The organism is Streptomyces sp. NPDC028331 (genome assembly GCF_055565775.1).
In genome coordinates this window covers 418,853-440,488 of sequence record NZ_JBVHTR010000001.1, presented here as the reverse complement: position 1 = coordinate 440,488, position 21,636 = coordinate 418,853, and the positions used below count along the sequence as shown (strand labels likewise).

At 71.2% G+C, this 21,636-nt stretch carries 22 protein-coding genes; 9 read left to right on the top strand and 13 right to left on the bottom strand.

The window, feature by feature from the left end; genetic code table 11:
* Window positions 1-8: 8 nt before the first annotated feature.
* Complete coding sequence (locus tag ACZ4SW_RS02115) at window positions 9-434, bottom strand: hypothetical protein (RefSeq protein ID WP_468236636.1); 426 nt, start codon at window positions 432-434, stop codon at window positions 9-11.
* Window positions 435-497: 63 nt separating this feature from the next.
* Between ACZ4SW_RS02115 and ACZ4SW_RS02110 the strand changes: the two genes are divergently transcribed.
* Window positions 498-1,199: a uridine kinase family protein gene (locus ACZ4SW_RS02110; RefSeq protein ID WP_468236705.1), complete on the top strand. Its 702-nt coding sequence runs from the start codon at window positions 498-500 to the stop codon at window positions 1,197-1,199.
* 137 nt (window positions 1,200-1,336) lie between these two features.
* Here the strand turns inward: ACZ4SW_RS02110 and ACZ4SW_RS02105 are convergent, their stop codons facing one another.
* Entirely contained in the window at window positions 1,337-2,107 is a 771-nt protein-coding gene (locus tag ACZ4SW_RS02105; protein ID WP_468236633.1) for a SigE family RNA polymerase sigma factor, read from the bottom strand.
* Window positions 2,108-2,370: 263 nt separating this feature from the next.
* On the opposite strand from ACZ4SW_RS02105, the gene afsQ1 reads away from it, so the two are divergent.
* From afsQ1 to ACZ4SW_RS02080, 5 genes are all read left to right on the top strand, one after another.
* Complete coding sequence (afsQ1, locus tag ACZ4SW_RS02100) at window positions 2,371-3,048, top strand: two-component system response regulator AfsQ1 (RefSeq protein ID WP_103837555.1); 678 nt, start codon at window positions 2,371-2,373, stop codon at window positions 3,046-3,048.
* Entirely contained in the window at window positions 3,045-4,610 is a 1,566-nt protein-coding gene (locus tag ACZ4SW_RS02095; protein WP_468236631.1) for an ATP-binding protein, read from the top strand. The genes afsQ1 and ACZ4SW_RS02095 overlap by 4 nt, the downstream gene beginning before the upstream one ends.
* 347 nt (window positions 4,611-4,957) lie before the next feature.
* On the top strand, window positions 4,958-5,557 hold the full coding sequence (locus ACZ4SW_RS02090; protein WP_468236628.1) for a hypothetical protein: 600 nt from the start codon (window positions 4,958-4,960) through the stop codon (window positions 5,555-5,557).
* Between the two features lie 77 nt (window positions 5,558-5,634).
* Complete coding sequence (locus ACZ4SW_RS02085) at window positions 5,635-6,186, top strand: VanZ family protein (RefSeq protein ID WP_468236625.1); 552 nt, start codon at window positions 5,635-5,637, stop codon at window positions 6,184-6,186.
* Between the two features lie 129 nt (window positions 6,187-6,315).
* Window positions 6,316-6,522 (top strand): PspC domain-containing protein, encoded by a 207-nt coding sequence (locus tag ACZ4SW_RS02080; protein WP_468236623.1) that lies wholly within the window; start codon window positions 6,316-6,318, stop codon window positions 6,520-6,522.
* A gap of 98 nt (window positions 6,523-6,620) precedes the next feature.
* Here the strand turns inward: ACZ4SW_RS02080 and ACZ4SW_RS02075 are convergent, their stop codons facing one another.
* The gene (locus ACZ4SW_RS02075; protein ID WP_468236620.1) at window positions 6,621-6,971 is read right to left on the bottom strand and encodes an ATP-binding protein; all 351 of its coding nucleotides are present in this window, start codon (window positions 6,969-6,971) and stop codon (window positions 6,621-6,623) included.
* Between the two features lie 131 nt (window positions 6,972-7,102).
* Entirely contained in the window at window positions 7,103-8,257 is a 1,155-nt protein-coding gene (locus tag ACZ4SW_RS02070; protein ID WP_468236618.1) for an adenosine deaminase, read from the bottom strand.
* A 113-nt stretch (window positions 8,258-8,370) separates the two neighbouring features.
* Here ACZ4SW_RS02070 and ACZ4SW_RS02065 point away from each other — a divergent pair, with 113 nt between their 5' ends.
* The gene (locus tag ACZ4SW_RS02065) at window positions 8,371-9,132 is read left to right on the top strand and encodes an alpha/beta hydrolase (RefSeq protein WP_468236615.1); all 762 of its coding nucleotides are present in this window, start codon (window positions 8,371-8,373) and stop codon (window positions 9,130-9,132) included.
* Between the two features lie 106 nt (window positions 9,133-9,238).
* On the opposite strand, the gene ACZ4SW_RS02060 is transcribed toward ACZ4SW_RS02065, so the two are convergent.
* Complete coding sequence (locus ACZ4SW_RS02060; RefSeq protein WP_468236612.1) at window positions 9,239-10,201, bottom strand: LysR family transcriptional regulator; 963 nt, start codon at window positions 10,199-10,201, stop codon at window positions 9,239-9,241.
* A 63-nt stretch (window positions 10,202-10,264) separates the two neighbouring features.
* Between ACZ4SW_RS02060 and ACZ4SW_RS02055 the strand changes: the two genes are divergently transcribed.
* Window positions 10,265-11,545 carry an MFS transporter gene (locus ACZ4SW_RS02055; RefSeq protein ID WP_468236610.1) on the top strand — a complete coding sequence of 427 codons (1,281 nt, stop codon included), beginning with the start codon at window positions 10,265-10,267 and terminating at the stop codon, window positions 11,543-11,545.
* A gap of 144 nt (window positions 11,546-11,689) precedes the next feature.
* Window positions 11,690-12,697 (top strand): sigma-70 family RNA polymerase sigma factor, encoded by a 1,008-nt coding sequence (locus tag ACZ4SW_RS02050; protein WP_468236608.1) that lies wholly within the window; start codon window positions 11,690-11,692, stop codon window positions 12,695-12,697.
* On the opposite strand, the gene ACZ4SW_RS02045 is transcribed toward ACZ4SW_RS02050, so the two are convergent.
* From ACZ4SW_RS02045 to ACZ4SW_RS02010, 8 genes are all read right to left on the bottom strand, one after another.
* A complete protein-coding gene (locus tag ACZ4SW_RS02045) occupies window positions 12,590-12,934 on the bottom strand; it encodes an STAS domain-containing protein (RefSeq protein WP_468236605.1) in 345 nt (114 codons plus the stop codon). The two genes, ACZ4SW_RS02050 and ACZ4SW_RS02045, sit on opposite strands and share 108 nt — an antisense overlap.
* 59 nt (window positions 12,935-12,993) lie before the next feature.
* Window positions 12,994-13,587 carry a Uma2 family endonuclease gene (locus ACZ4SW_RS02040; protein WP_468236602.1) on the bottom strand — a complete coding sequence of 198 codons (594 nt, stop codon included), beginning with the start codon at window positions 13,585-13,587 and terminating at the stop codon, window positions 12,994-12,996.
* A gap of 96 nt (window positions 13,588-13,683) precedes the next feature.
* Window positions 13,684-14,961: a thymidine phosphorylase gene (locus ACZ4SW_RS02035; protein WP_468236599.1), complete on the bottom strand. Its 1,278-nt coding sequence runs from the start codon at window positions 14,959-14,961 to the stop codon at window positions 13,684-13,686.
* A gap of 98 nt (window positions 14,962-15,059) precedes the next feature.
* Entirely contained in the window at window positions 15,060-15,461 is a 402-nt protein-coding gene (locus ACZ4SW_RS02030; RefSeq protein ID WP_468236596.1) for a cytidine deaminase, read from the bottom strand.
* The gene (locus ACZ4SW_RS02025; RefSeq protein ID WP_468236594.1) at window positions 15,458-16,720 is read right to left on the bottom strand and encodes an ABC transporter permease; all 1,263 of its coding nucleotides are present in this window, start codon (window positions 16,718-16,720) and stop codon (window positions 15,458-15,460) included. The genes ACZ4SW_RS02030 and ACZ4SW_RS02025 overlap by 4 nt, the downstream gene beginning before the upstream one ends.
* On the bottom strand, window positions 16,717-17,850 hold the full coding sequence (locus ACZ4SW_RS02020) for an ABC transporter permease (RefSeq protein WP_468236592.1): 1,134 nt from the start codon (window positions 17,848-17,850) through the stop codon (window positions 16,717-16,719). The genes ACZ4SW_RS02025 and ACZ4SW_RS02020 overlap by 4 nt, the downstream gene beginning before the upstream one ends.
* Window positions 17,847-19,556 (bottom strand): ABC transporter ATP-binding protein, encoded by a 1,710-nt coding sequence (locus tag ACZ4SW_RS02015; RefSeq protein ID WP_468236590.1) that lies wholly within the window; start codon window positions 19,554-19,556, stop codon window positions 17,847-17,849. Before ACZ4SW_RS02015 ends, ACZ4SW_RS02020 begins: the two co-directional genes overlap by 4 nt.
* Before the next feature lie 378 nt (window positions 19,557-19,934).
* On the bottom strand, window positions 19,935-20,981 hold the full coding sequence (locus tag ACZ4SW_RS02010) for a BMP family lipoprotein (protein WP_468236589.1): 1,047 nt from the start codon (window positions 20,979-20,981) through the stop codon (window positions 19,935-19,937).
* Window positions 20,982-21,636 lie beyond the last annotated feature (655 nt).

Genomic DNA, 21,636 nt, shown 5'->3' with positions numbered 1-21,636 from the left:
GGGAGTGGTCAGCGCAGCGCTCGGACCACCTGTCCGACCACCGGCACACCGCCGACCGACTCCGCCTCGGCCACCGGCCGGGTCAGGGCCTGGGACGACAGCGGCTGGAAGTCGGCGACTCGGGTGGCGACGCCGTTGTCGAGCGGGTCGACGCCCGTGCCCGCGAGCGGGTTGGGCTTCAGGCCCGCGAGCGGCCCGGTCGCGTACCGCACGGGCCCGGTGACATACCCCACGGTCCCCGTCAGCGCCGACGCTCCCGCCTGCGGGTCGACGGTGCCGAGCGACGTGGGCCGGGTCCGCATCACGTCGACGGCCGGGGCGTTGTCCGCCGCCGACGCCGAGGCGGCGCCCGCCCCCAGGGCGACGCCCGCGGTCGCGAGGGCCACGATCGCGCGCCGGGCGGTGGGGGACTTGGGGGAGGCGTGTCGTGCCATGGCTGCTGCCACCTTCTTGCTGCGAAACGTGAGGATGTCGCCACGCAGCGTAGTTGAGGCGTGATGTGTGCTCCAAACCTCGACCCGCGGGGTCGGCACGGTGTACGGAATGCGTCAGACTGGTGTCTCGTGAGTCCTCATCCCCCGGCCCCTGCCCGCGTCGTGCTGCTGTGCGGCCCCTCCGGCTCCGGCAAGTCCCTCGTCGCCGCCCGCTCCGGCCTGCCCGTGCTGCGGCTCGACGACTTCTACAAGGAGGGTGACGACCCCACGCTGCCCCTGGTGGAGGGCAGTTCGGACATCGACTGGGACCATCCGCGGTCCTGGGACGCGGACGTCGCGGTCGCGGCCATCGCCGAGCTGTCCGCCACCGGCCGTACGACGGTGCCGGTGTACGACATCGCCCTGAGCGCGCGTACGGGCGGGGAGACGCTGGACATCGGCGGCGGGCCGGTGTTCATCGCGGAGGGCATCTTCGCCGCCGAGATCATAGAGCGCTGCCGTGAGCTGGGGGTGCTGGCGGACGCGCTGTGCCTGACCCGCGGGCCCGTCACCACGTTCCGCCGCCGCTTCCTGCGAGATCTGAAGGAGGGCCGCAAGTCGGTGCCGTTCCTGCTGCGCCGCGGCTGGCGGCTGATGCGTGCCGAGCGGTCGATCGTGGCCCGGCAGACGGCGCTCGGCGCGTACGCCTGCGACCGGGACGAGGCGCTGAGCCGGCTGGCGGCGGCCGCCGCGGGCCGGTGCACCTCGCTGAGCACGGCGGCGTAGGGCAGAACGGGAAAGCGGGACTGGATGGACCCCCCGGCCCCCCAGTCCCGCTCTCGTGTTCCCCCGTGATCCCCCGTGTCCCCCGTTCTTCCCTCCCCTGTACCGCTCCCCCGTCTTCCCCCGTGTCCCCCCGTCCTTCAGGCGACGAGCTCGCCGAAGGACTCCTCCTGGTCACGGCCGAAGCTGAGGACCTGGTCCTCGCGCAGCCGGCGGAGCGACCGCCAGATGCTCGACTTCACCGTGCCCACACTGATGTCGAGGATCTCCGCGATCTCCGGGTCCGTGCGGCCCTCGTAGTAGCGCAGGACCAGCATGGTGCGCTGGAGTTCCGGCAGCCGGGCGAGCGCCTGCCACAGGACCGCGCGCAGCTCCGTACCGCGCATCGCGTCCGTGTCGCCGGGCGTCTCCGGCAGCTCCTCGGTCGGGTACTCGTTCAGCTTGCGGCGGCGCCACGCGCTGATGTGCAGGTTGGTCATCGTGCGCCGCAGGTAGCCCCCCACGGCGGCCTTGTCGCTGATCCGGTCCCACGCCCGGTAGGTCGAGAACAGCGCGCTCTGCAGCAGGTCCTCGGCCTCGAAACGGTCACCGGTCAGGTGGTAGGCGGTGGCGTACAGGGAGGCGCGGCGCTCCTCGACGTAGGCGGTGAACTCCGCCTCCGTCACCGAACGACGCTCCCCCGGGCCCTCCCCGTACGCGGCTCCCCCGTGAGCCTCCGTGCGAGCGTCGACCACCGTCATGAACGCGGTGTGCTGACGCCCGGTGCCGCGGGCGCACCCCCGGCCTCCCCCACGCTCGAACCCGCTCGTGCGGGAGGGACCCCCGTCGGCACCGGACTTCTCGGTGTTCCGGGTGACGTCGTGCAGACGCGTGACCACTGCGCTCGTGGCTGTGCCGTGCAGCGTGTTCATCTCGCGCCCCCCGTCGTGGAGTCCCGGTCGTCGGCTCGCTTCCTTGCCTGTGCCGAAAAGCTTGCCCGGGCCACTTCATGGCCGTGTCCGCCGACTGTCACAGACCTGTCACAGGGGTCGTCCGCAGCCGTTCCACAGCCCGCTCACAGAGCAGAGCGGTACGGCTACGCCGCCGTGACGGGCGGTGCCGCCCTGCCGGGCGGAGGGGCCGGAAGCCGACCGACAGTCGAAACGCGGCCACGGCATGGGCCAGAATGACCCCCGTGCCTTCCCTGTTGCTGATCGAGGACGACGACGCCATCCGAACGGCCCTGGAGCTCTCTCTGACGCGCCAGGGACACCGTGTGGCCACTGCTGCCACCGGCGAGGACGGTCTGAAGCTGCTGCGCGAACAGCGGCCGGATCTGATCGTGCTGGACGTGATGCTGCCCGGCATCGACGGGTTCGAGGTGTGCCGGCGCATCCGGCGCACCGACCAGCTCCCGATCATCCTGCTGACCGCGCGCAGCGACGACATCGACGTCGTGGTCGGTCTGGAGTCCGGCGCCGACGACTACGTCGTCAAGCCCGTGCAGGGACGGGTGCTGGACGCCCGGATCCGGGCCGTGCTGCGCCGCGGGGAGCGCGAGGCCAGCGACTCGGCGGCCTTCGGCAACCTCGTCATCGACCGGGCCGCGATGACCGTCACGAAGAACGGCCAGGACCTGCAGCTCACCCCGACCGAGTTGCGGCTGCTCCTGGAGCTGAGCCGGCGGCCCGGACAGGCGTTGTCCCGGCAGCAGTTGCTGCGGCTCGTGTGGGAGCACGACTACCTGGGCGACTCGCGGCTGGTCGACGCGTGCGTGCAGCGGCTGCGCGCCAAGGTGGAGGACGTACCGTCGTCGCCCACGCTCATCCGTACGGTCCGTGGGGTCGGATACCGGCTGGACGCCCCTCAGTGACCGGTTCACCAGGGGGGATCCGCGGCTGGTCCGCGGCTCGCAGGACCGTACAGTCCCGTCTGCGCTTCACGAGTCTGCGGCTGCGCCTGGTCGTGGTGTTCGGGCTCGTCGCGCTGACCGCCGCCGTGTCGGCGTCCGGCATCGCGTACTGGCTCAACCGTGAGGCCGTGCTCACCCGCGCCCAGGACGCGGTGCTGCGCGACTTCCAGCAGGAGATGCAGAACCACGCGAGTTCGCTGCCGCTGCACCCGACACAGGACGATCTTCAGCGCACCGCCGGCGAGATGGCCAACAGCAGCCAGCGCTTCAGCGTGCTGCTGGTGGCGCGGGACGAGCGGGGGAAGACGGTCGTCGGCAACTCCGACCTGGACTCCTTCACGCTTCAGGACGTGCCGGCGTCGCTGCGGAAGGCGGTCGACAAACAGCAGAAGGTGTCCTCCACCAACAAGTACGCCAACCACCTGTACTGGCAGCGGATCGTGCAGGACGGCAAGCCGTACCTGGTGGGCGGCGCCAAGGTGATCGGCGGGGGCACGACCGGCTACATGCTCAAGTCCCTGGAGCCGGAGGCCAAGGACCTCGACTCGCTCGCCTGGTCGCTCGGCATCGCCACCGGTCTCGCGCTGATCGGCTCGGCGCTGCTCGCGCAGGCCGCCGCCACGACGGTGCTGAAGCCGGTGCACCGCCTCGGCATCGCGGCCCGGCGGCTGGGCGAGGGCAAGCTGGACACCCGGCTGCGGGTGTCCGGCACGGACGAACTGGCCGAGCTGTCACGGACGTTCAACCGGGCCGCGGAGTCCCTGGAGAAGACGGTCGCGGACATGAGCGCCCGCGAGGAGGCCTCCCGGCGCTTCGTCGCCGACATGTCCCACGAGCTGCGGACGCCGCTGACGGCGATCACGGCGGTCACGGAGGTCCTGGAGGAGGAGCTGGACGCCGAGACCGGCAGCGTGGACCCGATGATCGAGCCGGCCGTCCGGCTGGTGGTCAGCGAGACCCGGCGGCTGAACGACCTCGTCGAGAACCTGATGGAGGTCACCCGCTTCGACGCGGGCACGGCCCGGCTGGTCCTGGACGACGTGGACATCGCCGACCAGATCACCGCGTGCATCGACGCCCGCGCCTGGCTGGACGCCGTCGAGCTCGACGCCGAGCGCGGCATCATGGCCCGCCTGGACCCGCGCCGCCTCGACGTGATCCTGGCGAACCTGATCGGCAACGCGCTCAAGCACGGCGGTTCGCCGGTACGGGTCTCGGTGCGCGAGGAGGGCGAGGAGCTGGTCATCCGGGTGCGGGACCACGGCCCCGGCATCCCCGAGGACGTGCTGCCGCACGTCTTCGACCGCTTCTACAAGGCGAGCGCCTCACGCCCCCGCTCCGAGGGCAGCGGCCTGGGCCTGTCCATCGCACAGGAGAACGCGCACATCCACGGTGGCAGCATCACCGCCGCCAACTCCCCGGAAGGCGGGGCGGTGTTCACGCTGCGCCTGCCGCGCGACGCGTCGCCGCTGATCGAGCAGGAGACGCGGAACGGGAACGGCACGGAGGAGAAGCCGCGATGAGGGCGCGGGACGGACGCCTGACGGCGATGCGGGCCGGGCGCGTGACGGCACTGCCGGGCGGACGCCGAGTCACCGCACTCCGGGGACGGCCGGCGGCGCCGGGGGCCGGGCGCACGGGGGTTGCGTGGGACGTGCGCCTGCCGGGGCGGGAGCCCGGACGTGCCGAGGGTTCGCAGGACCGCCGCGCGGCGGCGCCTCGGGACCCGGCCCCGGTGACCGGGGGCGACCCGGACCCGGCGGCCGTACGGGATGCAGGCCGGGTGGCCGGGGGCGGCGCGGACGCCGCGGCCGTACGGGATGGAAAACCGGTGGCCGGGGGCGGTGTGCGTCGGGGGGCTGTGCGTCGTGTGCGTTCCTGGGTTGCGGTGCCGTTGCTGGCCGTGTTGCTGGCCGGGTGCGGGATCCGGGCCACCCAGGTGCCGACGGACTTCGGGCCGGCGCCCTCCCGGGTGCCGTGCGCGCTGTCGGGAGCGGGCCTGGCCGACCAGGCGGACCGGGGCATTCCGGTCCAGGTCTTCCTGTTGTGCGCGGCACAGCTCGTGACGGTGGACCGTTCCGTGCACATCCCGGACGGCACGGCCGAGCGGCAGCGCCGGGTGCTGGTGGCCCAGGGGCTGCTCGACCAGCTCACCACGACGCCGTCGCCCGCCGAGAAGCAGGCCGGCTACACGACGGACGTGGCCGGCGGCATCACGGTGAGCGGCCCCCGCGGCAAGGACCCGGAGGACACGTTCCGGCTGAGCAGCCGGCTGCAGGATCTCGGTTCCTCCGCCCTCGCGCAGATCGTCTGCACGTTCGCCGATTCGGAGGCCACCGCCGCCGACGACGGTACGGTCCTCCTCGGCGGCCCGGACGACCGGCCGCTGCGCCGCTACCGGTGCACCGCTCGGGTGCGCTCGCACCCCGGCACGGTGGCGCCGCCCTCGACCGAGGTGACCGGCGGGTGAGCCGTCCGGGCGCGCCGGAGGCGAGCGTGCCCGCCGGAAGGGGAACCGATCGTGCCGGAACCGGCGTCTAGGGGGGCGTGCAGCGTCAAGGCTCAATCGGCGGCAGCGCCGCGATCCGCGTCCGTGTGGCAGGGGGTGTCCTCCTCGTCGCACACCTCGCGCTCGTCGCCTGGATCACGCTGCGCCCGCTGGACGTCCCCTGGGTGAGGCCCGCCAACCTTCATCCGCTCGCCGGCATCAGAGCGGATCTCGCGCTGGGCTGGCCGGAGGCCGCCCGCCGCATCGGCAAGGGGCTCGCGCTGCTCGCACCGCTCGGGGTGCTGCTGCCCATGGCGGGCGGACGGCTCGCCGTCTCCCCGCTCGCCTCCCTGGCCCGTACGGTCGCCGCGGGCACCCTCATCTCCCTGGGCATCGAGTTGCTGCAGACCGGGGTGCCCGGACAGGTCGTGGACATCGACGCCATCCTGCTCAACACGGCCGGGGTAACGCTGGCGCACCTCCTGATCGTGCCCGCGGCACGCTTCCGGCTGCGCCGCCGGGTGGAGTCCCGCAGCCAGGACGCCCACCCGTGGGAGGAGCCCGCTCAGGGTCGGACCCCGACGATTCCCAGGGTCGGAATAGCTCCGTAGAGTGACGCTTCGTCCCCTTCATCCCCGTAGCGTGGAACACGTCGAAAGCGCCGAGGAGTTGGCGCCGGCCCCCGGCCCTCCGGCAGCCGCCGGAGCGGGGTTCCACCACGGTTCGCGAAGGAGCCACCCATGACCGCCCTGGCCCGCCCCACCCACGGACGGATGATCGGCGGAGTGTGCGCAGCGCTGGCACGGCGCTTCGGCACCTCCGCGACCACGATGCGCGTGATCTTCCTGCTGTCCTGCCTGCTGCCGGGTCCGCAGTTCCTGCTCTACATAGCCCTGTGGATCCTGTTCCCCTCCGAGGACAAGGCGACGGCCGGCACGGCCTGGTGACCCGGCGGTCGCGGATACGCCGATGGGCGCCCCGAGGCGGGGCGCCCATCGTGGTCGTGCGAGCGGGTCGTAGGAGCGGCTCCGGGGAGCGGGTTCGCTCAGCCCACCGGGATGCCGTTCACCGGCAGGCCGTGGGTGGGCAGCCCCTGCACCGGCAGCCCGCCCAGCAGCCCGGCGGCCGGCGCGACGGGGCCGTTGCGGAGGGCCCTCTCGGCGGCGGGCTGGGCGGCGGACACCACGGTGCCGAGCGCGTTCTGCCCCTGGCCGAGCGCCTGGTCCGCGCCGGGCAGCGTCTTGGCGACGTCGCCCACCGGCAGGGTATGGGTGACGGAGTCCAGTGCGGCGGCGTCCGGCACGGCGGGGGCCGCGCTCGCGACACCCGCGCCCGCGGCGGCGAAGGCGGCGCCGAGGGCGGCGACACCGAGGGTCCTGGCAGCAGACTGCTTCATCTTGAACGCGTCCTTGGGTCCGTTGACGGGGATCTGAGCGGTCCAAAACCGTAAACACGTGCCGACGGGCTCCGCAAACATACGAATACGGCCGGACGACGCTCGCCCGGCCGTATCGAAAAGGCCTTCCGTCAGCCCTCGGACGCCCCGGAATCCCTGGTGGAAGCCGTCTGCTGGAACAGCCATTCGGACTTCAACTCGGCGTATCCCGGCTTGATGACGTCATTGATCATCGCCAGTCGTTCATCGAAAGGAATGAATGCTGACTTCATAGCATTGACGGAGAACCACTGAAGATCGTCGAGCGTGTAACCGAATGCGTCGACCAGGTGGTCGAATTCCCGGCTCATGCTCGTCCCCGACATCAGGCGGTTGTCCGTGTTCACCGTGGCACGGAAGTGCAGTCGCCGCAGCAACCCGATGGGGTGGTCGGCGTACGAGTCGGCGGCGCCGGTCTGGAGGTTGGAGCTCGGGCACAGCTCCAGCGGGATGCGCTTGTCGCGCACGTAGGAGGCGAGGCGCCCGAGCTTGACCGTGCCGTCCTGGAGGACCTGGATGTCGTCGATGATGCGCACGCCGTGCCCGAGCCGGTCGGCGCCGCACCACTGCAGGGCCTGCCAGATGGACGGCAGCCCGAAGGCCTCCCCGGCGTGGATGGTGAAGTGGTTGTTCTCCCGCTTGAGGTACTCGAAGGCGTCGAGGTGCCGGGTGGGCGGGTAACCGGCCTCGGCGCCGGCGATGTCGAAGCCGACGACACCCAGGTCCCGGTACCGGTTGGCGAGTTCGGCGATCTCGAGGGCGCGGGCGGCGTGCCGCATGGCGGTGAGCAGGGCGCCGACCCGGATGCGGTGGCCGCCCGCCTTCGCCCGCCGCTCGCCCAGCCGGAAGCCCTCGTTGACCGCCTCGACGACCTCCTCCAGGGTGAGCCCGCCCTCCAGGTGCTGCTCGGGCGCGTACCGCACCTCGGCGTAGACGACCCCGTCCTCGGCGAGGTCCTCGGCGCACTCGGCGGCCACGCGCACCAGCGCCTCGCGGGTCTGCATCACGCCGACGGTGTGGGAGAAGGTCTCCAGGTACCGCTCCAGGGAGCCGGAGTCGGCGGCCTCGCGGAACCAGACGCCCAGCTTGTCCGGGTCGGTCTCGGGGAGGTGGGAGTACCCGGTGTCGCGGGCGAGTTCGACGATGGTGCCGGGGCGCAGTCCCCCGTCGAGGTGGTCGTGGAGCAGGACCTTGGGGGCCCGGCGGATCTGGTCCCAGCTCGGGGTGTTCTGGTGCTGGCTCGTCATTGCCGCACCATACGCCCTACGCGCGTAGAGCTCGGGATGCGACGAGGGGTCGATACCCAAAGGTGACCCACAGGCCAGGTTTGGTACACCGTCGCTTCTGACAATGTTCTGTCATGGCACATCAAGCGACGCCGGTTCGCAGGGCCCGGCTGGGAAGGGCGCTCGGCCCGGAACCGACAGCGGTGAGCGGCGCGGTGCTGCTGCTCCCGGGCGGTGACGAGAGGTCCCCCCGAAGACCGTCCGCCCTGATGGCCACCGCCTCGGTCCGCGCGCTCGGCCGCCGGCTGACCCGGGCCGGGCACGGCGAAGGCCTGGTCACGCATGTGGTGCACTACCGCTACCGGGGCTGGAACGGCAGCGAGGCACATCTGGCTCAGGACGCCGACTGGGCCGCCGAGGAGATCGTCCGCCGCTACGGGGACGTGCCGGTCTGTCTGGTCGGCATGGGTATGGGCGGCAGGGCCGCGCTGCACGCCGCCGGGCACACGGCCGTCAACTCCGTCATGGCACTGTCACCTTGGCTGCCCGAGGAGGACGTGGCGGCGCCACCCGAACCGGTGAAACAGCTCACCGGACGCCGGGTGCTCATCGTGCACGGCACGAACGACGCACGCACGGACCCGGAGCTGTCGTTCCGCCTGGCGGCGCGGGCGAAGAAGGCGAACCGCGACATCTGCCGCTTCGAAGTCCACTCCGACGGCCACGGGTTGCACCAGTACCGCTCGGAAGTCCACGCGCTGGCCGAGGACTTCGTGATGGGCACGCTGTTCGGACGGCCGTTCTCCCGCCCGGTGCAGGACGCCCTGGCGGCTCCGCCGCCGCTGGGGTTGAGGATGCCGTTGGCCGCCGGCTTCGGGCGGTCGTTGCGGCGGTAACCCCGGTCGGGGGCGCGTGGAGAACTTCGCCGATCGAAGCTGCGGGTGGGCCGCGGCCGGTCGCAGCCGCATGATGTCCACGGCCCCCGCGTCCCGTCGGGCGCGGTCAACCGGGCAGGAGCCGCCCCCTCCGCGACAACAGGAACTTCTTGAAAGCCGCGACCGGCGGCGTGTCCACATGCCCCGCAAGCCACGCCACGCCGATCTCCCGCACCGCCCGCGGCGCGGTGACCGTGAGCTCCACGACCCCGGGCCGAGGCACGGCGGGCGGTGGCAGCAACGCCACCCCCAGTCCCGCCGCGACCAGGCCGCGCAGGGTCTCGGCCTCCTCACCCTCGAAGGCGATGCGCGGCGTGAACCCCGCCTCACGGCACAGGTCGTCGGTGATGCGCCGCATCCCGTACCCGGGCTCCAGCGTCACGAACGTCTCGTCCGCGGCCTCCGCGAGCCGCACGCGCCGACGGCTCGCCAGCCGGTGGTCGGCGGGCACCACGAGCCGCAGCTTCTGCTCGTCGAGGCGCCGGGCGACCAGATCGGGAGCGTCGGGCACCGGAGAGGTCAGGCACAGGTCCAGCTCCCCCGCCCGCAGCCGCTCCAGCATCGCCTCGCCGTAGTTCTGGACGAGGCTGAAGCGGACGCGCGGATGGTCGGCGCGGAAGGCGTGGATCAGCCCGGGCACGGTCTCCGCGCCCATCGTGTGCAGAAATCCGAAGGCGACCTTGCCGGCGGCCGGGTCGGCGTCCGCGCGTACCTCCTCGGCGGCCCGTTCGATCTCGGCGAGGGCGCGCTCGACGGAGGCGAGGAACGTGCGCCCGGCCGGGGTGAGCGCGACCGTGCGGCCGCGCCGGGCGAACAGCTCCACTCCCAGGTCCTCCTCGAGCCGGACCAGGGCGCGGGACAGGGTGGACTGCGGCACCTGCATCTCCTGCGCCGCGCGCGTGACGTGCTCGGTGCGGGCGACACCCGCGAAGTACGCGAGGCGCGGCGCGAGCAACCTGACGATGTCTTGTGCGTCACTTGTGTCACTGAACGATGACAGGCGAGCCGCTGACCTCTGCTGATGCACCATGGGAACGATTATGGCGTTTCTGTGCATTGGACGGATCAGCGGCCGTGTCCGTACGTTCGAAGCATGCCTGCTGCCGATACCGGGGCGTCCACCACCGTGGACGCCGATGCCGTCACCGTCCCTGCCCCCGACTCGCGGATGACCCCGGGTGGGCCCGGCTACCGCCGGATGAGCCTCGCGCTCTTCCTCGCCGGCGTCGCCACCTTCGCACTCCTCTACTCCACGCAGGCCCTGCTGCCGCTCGTCTCCCGTGACTTCGGGGTGACGGCGAGCGCGGCGAGCTGGACGGTGTCCGGCGCGACCGGCGCGCTGGCGCTGTTCGTCCTCCCCATGAGCGCCCTTTCCGAACGCTTCGGACGGCGCACGCTGATGACGGCGTCGCTGGCCGTGGCGGTGACCGTCGGACTGCTCGTCCCCTTCGCGCCGTCGCTGGGCGCGCTGGTCGTGCTGCGGGCGGTGCAGGGCGCGGCGCTGGCCGGGCTGCCCGCGTCGGCGCAGGCGTATCTGGCCGAGGAGGTCCGGCCGAAGGCCCTGGTCACGGCGATCGGCCTGTTCGTGGCCGGGAACAGCGTCGGCGGGATGAGCGGCCGGATCATCACCGGCTGGGTCGCGCAGGAGTGGGGCTGGCGGGTGGCCGTCGGCACGGTCGGCGTGATCGCGGTCGCCTGCGCGGTGGCGTTCCGTCTGCTGCTGCCCGCGCCCCAGCACTTCACGGCGGGCTCGCTGCGGCCGCGGGTGCTGGCCCGCACGGTCCGCGACCACCTCGCCAACCCGCTGCTGCGCCGCCTGTACGCGATCGGGGCGCTGTTCATGATGGTGTTCGGCGGTGTGTACACGGTGATCGGCTACCGCCTGACGCAGGCGCCGTTCGGGCTGCCGCAGGGCATCATCGGCTCGATCTTCCTGGTGTACCTGGTGGGCACCGTGTCGGCGTCGACGGCGGGCCGGCTGGTGGGCCGCCTGGGCCGCCGCGGGGCGCTGTACCTGGCGGGCGGCACGACCACGGCGGGCCTGCTGCTCTCCCTGGCGCCCTCGCTGCCCCTGGTCCTGCTGGGCCTGGTCCTGATCACGGCGGGGTTCTTCGCGGGCCACGCGGTGGCGTCGTCGGCGGTCAGCCACACGGCGAAGGAGGGCCGCGCGCAGGCGTCCGCGCTCTACCAGTCGGCGTACTACCTCGGCTCCAGCACGGGCAGCACGCTCGGTGCGGTGGCCTTCCACTCGGCGGGCTGGGGCGGAACCGTGGGGATGGGCGCGCTGGCGGTGCTGGGCGTCGTGGTGATCACCCTGTTCGGGTCGCGGGCGGCCCGGGTCGCTGCGCGCCGGGAGCCGGTTCCCGCGCACTGACCCCTCCTCCCGGGCCCGTCCTGGAAGCCGCTGCGACCTGGGTGTTCATCTGCTTCGGGGGCCGTTGTCAGTGGGCTGCGGTAGCTTCCGAAGTGCTGGGGCGCGACGGCGCGCCACAGGAACGGCCGCAGGGGTGGGTGGACCATGAGCGACGGCACGGCGACGGTGGAGGACCTCGACGTCCGGCTGGAGAAGCACAGGGTCGAGCTGACGGGGTACTGCTACCGCATGCTCGGCTCGTCCTTCGAGGCCGAGGACGCGGTGCAGGACACGTTGGTCCGCGCCTGGCGGAGCTACGAGAAGTTCGAGGGCCGCTCCTCGTTGCGCTCGTGGCTGTACCGGATCGCGACGAACGTCTGCCTGGACATGCTGAACGCGGGCAACAAGCGGGCCCGCCCGATGGACCTGACCGAGTCCTCGCCGCTGGAGCGGGCCGCCCTCTCCCCGCGCCCGGACCACACCTGGCTGGAGCCGATGCCGGACGCGCGGGTGCTGCCCACGACCGGGGACCCCGCGGAGGCGGCCGTCGCCAAGGAGTCCGTCCGGCTGGCCTTCATGGCGGCCCTTCAGCAGCTACCGCCCAAGCAGCGGGCGGTGCTCATCCTGCGGGAGGTGCTGGCCTGGAGGGCGAGCGAGGTCGCGGAGCTGCTCGACACCTCGGTCGCCTCGGTCAACAGCGCGTTGCAGCGGGCGCGGGCGACACTCTCGGAGAAGAGTGGCGAGGGGTCCGACGCGGCCGTCTCCGATCCCCTCGACGAGGAGCAGAAGAAGCTCCTCGAGCGCTATGTGGCGGCCTTCGAGGGGTACGACATGGCGGCGCTGACGGCCCTGCTGCACGAGGACGCGGTGATGACGATGCCGCCGTTCGACCTGTGGCTGCGCGGCACCTCGGACATCACCGGTTTCATGACCACGCTCGGCGCCGCCTGCGCGGGCTCCCGGCTGGTACCGGTCGCGGTGAACGGCCTGCCGGGCTTCGCCCAGTACAAGCCGGACCCCGAGAAGGGCGGCTTCACCGCCTGGGCGGTGCAGGTCCTGGAGATCTCAGCCGGCCGGATCACCGGGTTCCACTGCTTCCTCGACACCCGGCGCTGGTTCCCGCTGTTCGGGCTGCCCCTCGAGCTCGATCGGGAGGCCGACGAGGTCGAGTAGCGCGCGCAGGGCGGGCGCCGGGTCGCGCAGCCGGATACGGCCTCCGGCCCGGCGGGCGGCGAGCTGGAGGCGGGCCAGTACGTCGAGGGTGGCGAGCCGTACGGGCCTGAGGGCGCCGACGTCGCATACGACGATCCCGGCCCCGGTGGCCTCAAGGAGCGCCCGCACGTCGTCGCCCAGCCGCGCAACCTCGTCGGGGGCGACGGGACCGGTCAGTTTGAGTACGGGGGGTGTCATGGCGTCCACGGAGGGTGGACCGAGTTGGACCGCGCAACTCATCGGCGCGGGGGCGACCTCTACTGCGTGGGGAAGTCGCTGGTGTCCAAGGTAAGGCCGAACGGCTCCGGCAGGTCGATCCCATCGCCGAACTTGCCTGCGCGCAGCACTCGATAGACATCGCCGTGGGGCTCGCCGTAGAGCATGATCGTGGGCCCTCCAGGAGCCCAGCCGTCGATGAGCAAGTAAAGCGGGACACCGGCGCACGCATAGCCCGCGACCTTCTTGATCCGGTCGTTCGACGCATTGGACTTGGAGGTGATCTCGACGACAAGCTCCGCAGCTGCAGCGGGGATGTAGTACCCACCCTCAGAGCGCAGCACTTCCCTGGGCGCCACAGCGATGTCGGGGATGTACAGCCCGTCACGAGACGGTACGGCCGTGCCCAACGTCTGGTAGATGCCCCACTGTTCCGGGATGATCCGGTACAGGCTGCGCTGCACGAGATCCGCGATTACGTTGTGGGCGTTGGACGGCGGTGGTGCCACGGTGACGATCCCCTCGATGATCTCCACCTTGCAGCCCTCAGGTGCGTCCGTCTCCTGCCAGATCCGGACCAGGTCGTCCCACTCGTTGCCGCTGGCCGCCGAGTGGTCGACGGTGAGTGCGCTCATTGGCGGTCTCCTATCGGTACGTCACCGATCCCAGCATGCCGAACGGGACCGGCGGCGGTCCACCGATCCCGTTCACCCGAAAGAAGAAACCCCAGGTCAGGCGATACGTTCCAGCACGACCGGCGTAGCCGTGAACTCCGTGCCCGGCGCCGCGATGTCGTAAGAACCCTCCACCGCCTCAAGCGCGTACGCGAACCGCTCGGGGGTGTCCGTGTGCAGGGTCAGCAGCGGCTGGCCCTCCGTCACCGTGTCGCCCGGCTTGGCGTGCATCTCCACGCCCGCCGCCGCCTGCACCGGGTCCTCCTTGCGGGCGCGGCCCGCGCCGAGGCGCCAGGCGGCGACGCCGATGTCGTAGGCGTCGAGGCGGGTCAGGACACCCGACGACGGGGCCTTGATCACGTGCTGCTCCTTGGACGTCGGCAGCGGCGCGTCCGGGTCGCCGCCCTGGGCCGCGATCATGCGGCGCCAGACGTCCATCGCGGAGCCGTCGGCCAGGGCCTTCGCCGGGTCCGCGTCCTTCACCCCGGCCGCGTCCAGCATCTCGCGGGCCAGGGCGATGGTCAGCTCCACCACGTCGGCCGGGCCGCCGCCCGCCAGGACCTCCATCGACTCGCGGACCTCCAGCGCGTTGCCCGCGGTCAGGCCCAGCGGGGTCGACATGTCGGTCAGCAGCGCGATGGTCTTCACGCCGTGGTCCGTGCCGAGGCCGACCATCGTCCGCGCCAGTTCACGGGCGTCGTCGAGGGTCTTCATGAAGGCGCCCGAGCCGACCTTCACGTCCAGGACCAGCGAGCCCGTGCCCTCCGCGATCTTCTTCGACATGATGGAGGAGGCGATCAGGGGGATGGCCTCCACCGTGCCCGTCACGTCCCGCAGCGCGTACAGCTTCTTGTCCGCGGGGGCCAGGCCGTCGCCCGCCGCGCAGATCACGGCGCCGACACCGTCCAGTACGGACAGCATCTCCTCGTTCGACAGCAGCGCGCGCCAGCCGGGGATCGACTCCAGCTTGTCCAGTGTGCCGCCCGTGTGGCCGAGGCCCCGGCCCGAGAGCTGCGGGACCGCCGCGCCGCACGCGGCGACCAGCGGGGCCAGCGGAAGCGTGATCTTGTCGCCGACGCCGCCCGTGGAGTGCTTGTCGGCCGTCGGGCGGGACAGCGACGAGAAGTCCATGCGCTCGCCCGACGCGATCATCGCCGCCGTCCAGCGGGCGATCTCGCGGCGGTTCATGCCGTTGAGCAGGATGGCCATCGCGAGCGCGGACATCTGCTCGTCGGCGACCTCGCCCCGGGTGTAGGCGTCGATGACCCAGTCGATCTGCTCGTCGCTCAGCTCACCGCGGTCCCGCTTGGTGCGGATGACGGAGATGGCGTCCATGGCCATGGGTTCCTTCCGGAGGTTCGAAGGACCTTCAGGTCCGAAGGGGCACGGCCCCGCCGAGCCGTACAGATCGACTCGGCGGGGCCGCACGGGAGTTACTTGGTGAGATGGTCCGGGCCGAAGGCCTGCGGCAGCATCTGAGCGAGCGGCAGGATCCCCGCCGGCGAGTCCACCAGCAGGTCGGGGCCGCCGAACTCGTACAGCAGCTGGCGGCAGCGACCGCACGGGACGAGCAGCTTCCCCTCGCCGTCCACGCAGGTGAAGTGCGTCAGCCGGCCGCCCCCGGTGTTCTGGAGCTGCGACACCAGCCCGCACTCGGCGCACAGGCTGAGGCCGTAGGAGGCGTTCTCGACGTTGCAGCCGGTGACGGTGCGCCCGTCGTCGACGCAGGCCGCCACGCCGACCCGGTAGCCGGAGTAGGGGGCGTAGGCGCGGGACATCGCCGCGCGCGCCTCCTCCCTGAGGCCCGCCCAGTCGAACGTCGCGGATGCGGTCACTTGCCCTGTCCCTTCCGGTACGGCATACCGTCGGCCTTCGGCATCCGCAGGCTCTGCGCGGACAGCGAGAGCACCAGCAGGGTGACGAGGTACGGGGTGGCGGTCACGAGCTGCGCCGGGACCTCGCTCGTCGTGGCGTACCAGACGAACATCAGGGCCGCGGCCACGGCCGTGATCAGCGCGGGGACGTACTTCTTCTTCCACACGAGGTACGCGGCGCCGAACACCACCAGGATGGCGAGCAGCAGGATGAGCGCGTGCACATTGGTCGTGCCGCCGCGCAGGTTCAGGCTGTCGGTGTAGCCGAACAGGCCCGCGCCGAGGGCGAGTCCGCCCGGCATCCAGTTGCCGAAGATCATGGCGGCGAGACCGATGTAGCCGCGGCCCGCGGTCTGGCCGTCCAGGTAGACGTTGGAGGCCACGATCGACAGGAACGCGCCGCCGAGGCCCGCGAAGCCACCGGAGATGATCACGGCGATGTACTTGTACTTGTAGACGTTGACGCCGAGCGACTCGGCCGCGACCGGGTTCTCGCCGCAGGAGCGCAGGCGCAGGCCGAAGGCCGTGCGCCACAGCACCCACCAGGTGACCGGGACGAGGGCCACCGCGATCACGGTGAGCGGCGACAGGTCGGTGACGAGTCCGCCGATCAGGCCGGCGACGTCGGAGACCAGGAACCAGTGCTTGGAGTTGAGCGTGTCCAGCCAGCTCGACAGGCCCGGGATGTCGAAGGTGCCGAGCGAGTCGATCGGCGGGGACTGCTTGGAGGAGCCCTGCGGGGCGTTCTCGAAGGTGAACTTCGACAGGTAGCGGGTGGTGCCCAGGGCCAGGATGTTGATCGCCACACCGGAGACGATGTGGTTCACGTTGAAGGTGATGGTGGCGATGGCGTGCAGGACCGCGCCCAGGGCGCCCCCGATGATCCCGAAGACGACACCGGTCCACGGGCCCCACTGGTAGCCGGCCCAGGCGCCGAACCAGGTGCCGAGGATCATCATGCCCTCGAGACCGATGTTGACGACGCCGGAGCGCTCCGCCCACAGGCCGCCGAGGCCGGCGAGGCCGATCGGCACGGCCAGGCGCAGCGCGGTGGACATCTGCCCGGTGGAGGTGATGCCGTCCGCACCGGTGATCAGACGGACGGCCGAGGTCAGGACCAGGACGCCCGCGATGATCAGCAGGAGTGCGGGGAGCGAGATACGGCGGCTGCCCTTGCCGGGCTGCTGCGCCTTGGGCTTGGCGACGGTCGCGGTGCTCATCGGGCAGCCACCTCCTTCTGGTGCGAGTTGTTGTTGCCGTTGGCCTCCGCGGCCAGCTCCGCGCCGACCCGCTTCTGCTGGCGGCGCAGGCCCCACTGGCGCACGGCCTCGTAGGAGATGACGACCGCGAAGACGATCAGGCCCTGCATGATCGTGGCGATCTCCTTCTCGTACGCGACCGGGGTCGCGTAGTCGAGGGCCGGGGACGCCTTGTCGAGGAAGGCGATCAGCAGCGCGGCGAAGGCGATGCCGACCGGGTTGTTGCGGCCGAGCAGGGCGATGGTGATGCCGGTGAAGCCGAGGCCGGTCGGGAAGCTCAGGCTGTAGGTGTGGGCGTCGCCGAGAAGCAGCGGCAGGCCCGACAGGCCCGCGACCGCGCCGGAGATCAGCATCGCGGTGAGGACCATCCGCTTGGCGTCGACACCGGAGGCCGCGGCGGCGGTCTCCGAGGCGCCGGTGGCACGCAGGTCGAAGCCGAAGCGGGTGCGGTTGAGGACCAGCCAGTACAGGACGCCCGCGAGGACGGCGAGGAAGACCAGGCCGTAGATCTCACCGACGTCGGCGCCCAGGTTGATGCCGGGGAACCAGCCGGACTTCTTCATGATGCCGGTCGTCATGTTGTTGCCGACCTGCACGCCCCACACGTTGGAGAGGGTGAGGTAGCCGATGAGGCTGGTGGCGATCGCGTTGAGCATGATCGTCGCGACGACCTCGCTCACGCCCCGGGTGGTCTTCAGCACGCCCGCGATGCCGGCCCAGAAGGCGCCGGTGAGCATGGCGACCAGCATCAGCGCCGGGATCTGCAGGAAGGACGGCAGCGCGAGGTGCGCGCCGACCACCGCGGTCATCATGGCGGCGAGGCGGTACTGGCCGTCGACGCCGATGTTGAACAGGTTCATCCGGAAGCCGACGGCCACCGCGAGCGCCGCCAGGTAGTACATCGACGCCTGGTTGATGATCAGCACCTGGACGTCGGAGTACCCGATTTGCTGGAGCATCAGCACATACGGCTCGAACGGGTTCTTGCCGGAGGCGACCAGCACGATCGAGGTGAGCAGGATCGCCGAGACGAGCGCGATGACCGGACCGGCCACCGCGAGGAGCACCCGCTCCTTGTCGAACTTCTTCATCGGGCCTCGTCCTCCGGACCGGCGTCTGCCTCGTCTGTGTCGGTCTCTACGTGTTCCAGGTGGCCGGACGCGGCACCCGTCATGGCCGAGCCCAGTTCCTCCGGCGTGACGGTGGCCGGGTCGGCGTCGGCGACCAGCCGGCCGTTGTAGATCACCCGCAGGGTGTCCGAAAGGCCGATCAGCTCGTCCAGGTCGGCGGAGATCAGCAGCACGGCCAGGCCCTCGCGGCGGGCCTCGCGGATCTGGTCCCAGATCTGCGCCTGCGCGCCGACGTCCACACCACGGGTGGGGTGGGCGGCGATCAGGAACTTCGGCTTGTGGCTCATCTCCCGGCCGACGATCAGCTTCTGCTGGTTGCCGCCGGACAGGGAGGCCGCGGTGACGTCGATGCCGGGCGTGCGGACGTCGTACTCCTCGACGATCCGCCGCGTGTCCTCCTGGGCGCCCTTGGGGTCGAGCCAGAAGCCCTTGGCGTTGGGGCGCTCGGTGACGTGGCCGAGGATGCGGTTCTCCCACAGCGGGGCCTCCAGGAGGAGGCCGTGGCGGTGGCGGTCCTCGGGGATGTAGCCGACGCCCCGCTCGCGGCGCTTGCGGGTGGCCCAGCCGGTGATGTCCTCGCCGAGGAAGGCGATGGTGCCGGAGTCGGCGTGCTTGAGGCCGATCAGCGCGTCGATGAGCTCGGTCTGGCCGTTGCCCTCGACTCCGGCGATGCCCATGACCTCGCCCGCGTGGATGGTGAAGGTGACGTCGTCGAGGACGCGCTTGACGTCCCCGCCGGCGGCGAACTCGGTGAGCCCGGTGGCCGCGGGCTCGGCCTCCGCGCCGAGGGAGGCGCCGCCGGACGCGTACACCGTGAGGCCCTTGACCTCGATGACGGGCTTGTCCGTCACCGTGGACTCGGCGGTCTCCGGGGTCGGCAGCTCGCTGCCCACCATCATCTCGGCGAGCTGGCGCGGGGTGGTCTCGGAGGGTACGGCGGTGCCGACCGTCGTACCCCGCCTTATGACGGTGATGTCGTCGGCGACCGAGAGGACCTCGCCCAGCTTGTGGGAGATGAAGATGACGGACAGGCCCTCGGACTTCAGCTCGCGCAGGTTGTCGAAGAGCGCGTCGACCTCCTGCGGGACCAGCACGGCGGTCGGCTCGTCCAGGATCAGGGTGCGGGCGCCGCGGTAGAGGACCTTGAGGATCTCCACACGCTGCCGGTCGGCGACGCCGAGGTCCTCGACCAGGGCGTCGGGGCGGACGTTGAGCCCGTACCGGTCGGAGATCTCCTTGATCTTCTTACGGGCGCCGCCGCCGATGCCGTAGAGCTTCTCGCTGCCCAGGACCACGTTCTCCAGGACCGTGAGGTTGTCGGCGAGCATGAAGTGCTGGTGGACCATGCCGATGCCGCGTGCGATGGCGTCGGCGGGGCTGGAGAAGCTCACCTGCTCGCCGTCGACGGTGATGGTGCCCTCGTCCGGCTTCTGCATGCCGTAGAGGATCTTCATCAGCGTCGACTTGCCGGCGCCGTTCTCGCCGACGAGGGCGTGCACGGTGCCCTTGCGGACCGTGAGGTGGATGTCGTGGTTGGCGACGACACCCGGGAATCGCTTGGTGATCCCCGCCAGCTCGACCGCGGTCGTCGACTGTGCGGTGAGCGGAGGGCTGCTGGACGCGTCGATGGCGCACTCTCCTTGAAAAAGGGGCCGCTCTACGCGCATAGCGCCCCTGCCTTGAATTTGCTCGGACCTGATCGCGGTCGATCCGTTCCGAGCATTCTGCCGCGCGAACGGGGCGGCCCTGGTGCCGATCTCCCACCGTCCGCCGGAAAGGCGGGCCGGGCGGCGTCCGGTGCGTGCGATCGCAAGGCGCCGGAGCGCCCTCGGTGGGGGTCCTCCCGCTCGAGCGACGTCGGGGGGAGGAGCCACGCGGGCGTTTCGGCAACGCTGCGAGCGTGCGTGCCAGGCGTCGCCCGGCAGGCGGGAGATCGGCGCCAGGGGCGCAGGTCGGACATCCTCCCCGCGCCCCGTTCCGTGACCGTGACGCTGCTGTTACAGCGCCCTTCCGGTCATGTCTTCGACCGGCTTACGACCACCTGGTCAGGAGGTCTTGACCTTGATCGTGCCGTCCTTGATGCCCTGCTCGGCCTTCTTCAGCGCGGCCTGCAGGTCGGCGTTGTTCTTGAACACCGGGTTGGAGTCGGCGAGGCCGACACCGCCGTTGGCCAGGGAGCCGCGGACCTCGCCGGACAGCGGCTTCTTGTCCTTGATGACCGACTTGGCGAGGTCGTACACCGCACCGGAGACGTTCTTCAGCGCCGAGGTGAGGATGTACTGCTTGTACGAGGCCAGCGCGCTCTGGTTGTACTGGTCGGAGTCGACACCGATGGCCCACACCTTGTGCGTGGCGGCGGCCTTGATGACGCCCTGACCGGACAGACCGGCGGCGTGGTAGATCACGTCGGCACCGGCGTCGATCTGGCCGTTCGCGGCGTTCTCGCCCTTGTCGGGGCTGGAGAAGCCGCCCTCCTGGGCGGTCTGGGTCAGGTACTGCGTCTCGACCTTGATGTTCGGCTTGACCGACTTGGCGCCCTGGATGTAGCCCGCCTCGAACTTGTGGATGAGCGGGACGTCCACGCCGCCGATGAAGCCGATGTGGTTCTTCTTGGTGGTCTTGGCGGCGGCGACACCGGCGAGGTAGGAGGACTCCTCCTCGTGGAAGACCAGGTCGGCGACGTTCTTCGCCTGGATCGTGTTGTCGTCGATGATGCCGAAAGTGATCTTCGGGTACTTGGCGGCGGCCTCCTTGACGGCCGGCGCGTAGGCGAAGCCGACACCGATCACCGGGTTGTAACCGGCCTGGGCGAGCGTCTCCAGACGCTGCACCTTGTCGGCGTCGGACTCGTTGTCCTGCGGCTCGACGTCGCGGCCGCCGACACCGAAGTCCTTCTCGGCCTTCTGGAAACCGGCGTAGGCGGCGTCGTTGAAGGACTGGTCGCCCTTGCCGCCGACGTCGTAGGCGAGACCGATGCCCTTGCTCTTGCCGCTGCCGGCGGACTCGGTGGACGAACTGCCACAAGCGGACACGGTGAGAGCGAGGGCCGCGGTAGCGGCACCCGCGACGGCGATTCGGGACACCCGGCGCATGGAACGAGACTCCTTCGTGCAAGCGCCCATACCAGGCGCTGGTTCCGCGGCAGCGTAACGCGCGTAGACCGGACGGAAAACCCCTTCTGTCCGGTCCGTTATCGAGATGTGGCCACCGTCTCTCCGACGGATTACGGAGAGCGTCGGGGCACTTGCGGGAGGCGAGGGAGAGCGGTGCCTGAGGGCTTTGAGGGGGCTGTGGGCCATCCGTGGGCAAAGGTGTGAATGGTGACCGGTTTGCATGAGGGGTGTCTGAGGTGTGCGGGGCACCCGACGCCTCCACTCGGAGCCGGTGCGGAGGCCGCGCGGACGGCCGCCGCCCGCCGGCACTGCGCCCTGCCCGCGGCCCTTGGTCATCGCCCCCGGGTTGCCCGGGGCACGTCTTCCATGCCCGCGCCTCACCGTCCGCCGTGCCCGGTTCCGTCGCACCCCTCGGCCGGATGCGGATCTCGGCGCCCGGTCGCCCCGGCATCCCCGCGGTGGCCGTACGGCGTGCCGTCGGCGGCGTACAACGCGCGAAACCCATCCCGCGCACGGGATGGGTTTCGTCTCGGAGCGCCGGGCAGGCCTTGCACCTGCATCTCCCCGCAGGAAGCGGGGCGTCTTTCCTTGGACCACCAACGCACGCCCGGGCGCCGGGAGTTCCGGCGACCAG

Bases quoted from the DNA above. Each gene is read 5' to 3' on its own strand.
- ACZ4SW_RS02075 (WP_468236620.1), bottom strand. From the start codon at position 6,971: ATGAAGCAGTCTGCTGCCAGGACCCTCGGTGTCGCCGCCCTCGGCGCC.
- ACZ4SW_RS02050 (WP_468236608.1), top strand. From the start codon at position 11,690: ATGAGCGACGGCACGGCGACGGTGGAGGACCTCGACGTCCGGCTGGAG.
- ACZ4SW_RS02040 (WP_468236602.1), bottom strand. From the start codon at position 13,587: ATGAGCGCACTCACCGTCGACCACTCGGCGGCCAGCGGCAACGAGTGG.
- ACZ4SW_RS02015 (WP_468236590.1), bottom strand. From the start codon at position 19,556: ATGCGCGTAGAGCGGCCCCTTTTTCAAGGAGAGTGCGCCATCGACGCG.
- ACZ4SW_RS02060 (WP_468236612.1), bottom strand. From the start codon at position 10,201: ATGGTGCATCAGCAGAGGTCAGCGGCTCGCCTGTCATCGTTCAGTGAC.
- ACZ4SW_RS02115 (WP_468236636.1), bottom strand. From the start codon at position 434: ATGGCACGACACGCCTCCCCCAAGTCCCCCACCGCCCGGCGCGCGATC.
- ACZ4SW_RS02065 (WP_468236615.1), top strand. From the start codon at position 8,371: ATGGCACATCAAGCGACGCCGGTTCGCAGGGCCCGGCTGGGAAGGGCG.
- ACZ4SW_RS02045 (WP_468236605.1), bottom strand. From the start codon at position 12,934: ATGACACCCCCCGTACTCAAACTGACCGGTCCCGTCGCCCCCGACGAG.
- ACZ4SW_RS02025 (WP_468236594.1), bottom strand. From the start codon at position 16,720: ATGAGCACCGCGACCGTCGCCAAGCCCAAGGCGCAGCAGCCCGGCAAG.
- ACZ4SW_RS02010 (WP_468236589.1), bottom strand. From the start codon at position 20,981: ATGCGCCGGGTGTCCCGAATCGCCGTCGCGGGTGCCGCTACCGCGGCC.
- ACZ4SW_RS02020 (WP_468236592.1), bottom strand. From the start codon at position 17,850: ATGAAGAAGTTCGACAAGGAGCGGGTGCTCCTCGCGGTGGCCGGTCCG.
- ACZ4SW_RS02035 (WP_468236599.1), bottom strand. From the start codon at position 14,961: ATGGACGCCATCTCCGTCATCCGCACCAAGCGGGACCGCGGTGAGCTG.
- ACZ4SW_RS02105 (WP_468236633.1), bottom strand. From the start codon at position 2,107: ATGAACACGCTGCACGGCACAGCCACGAGCGCAGTGGTCACGCGTCTG.
- ACZ4SW_RS02080 (WP_468236623.1), top strand. From the start codon at position 6,316: ATGACCGCCCTGGCCCGCCCCACCCACGGACGGATGATCGGCGGAGTG.
- ACZ4SW_RS02110 (WP_468236705.1), top strand. From the start codon at position 498: ATGTGTGCTCCAAACCTCGACCCGCGGGGTCGGCACGGTGTACGGAAT.
- ACZ4SW_RS02070 (WP_468236618.1), bottom strand. From the start codon at position 8,257: ATGACGAGCCAGCACCAGAACACCCCGAGCTGGGACCAGATCCGCCGG.
- ACZ4SW_RS02055 (WP_468236610.1), top strand. From the start codon at position 10,265: ATGCCTGCTGCCGATACCGGGGCGTCCACCACCGTGGACGCCGATGCC.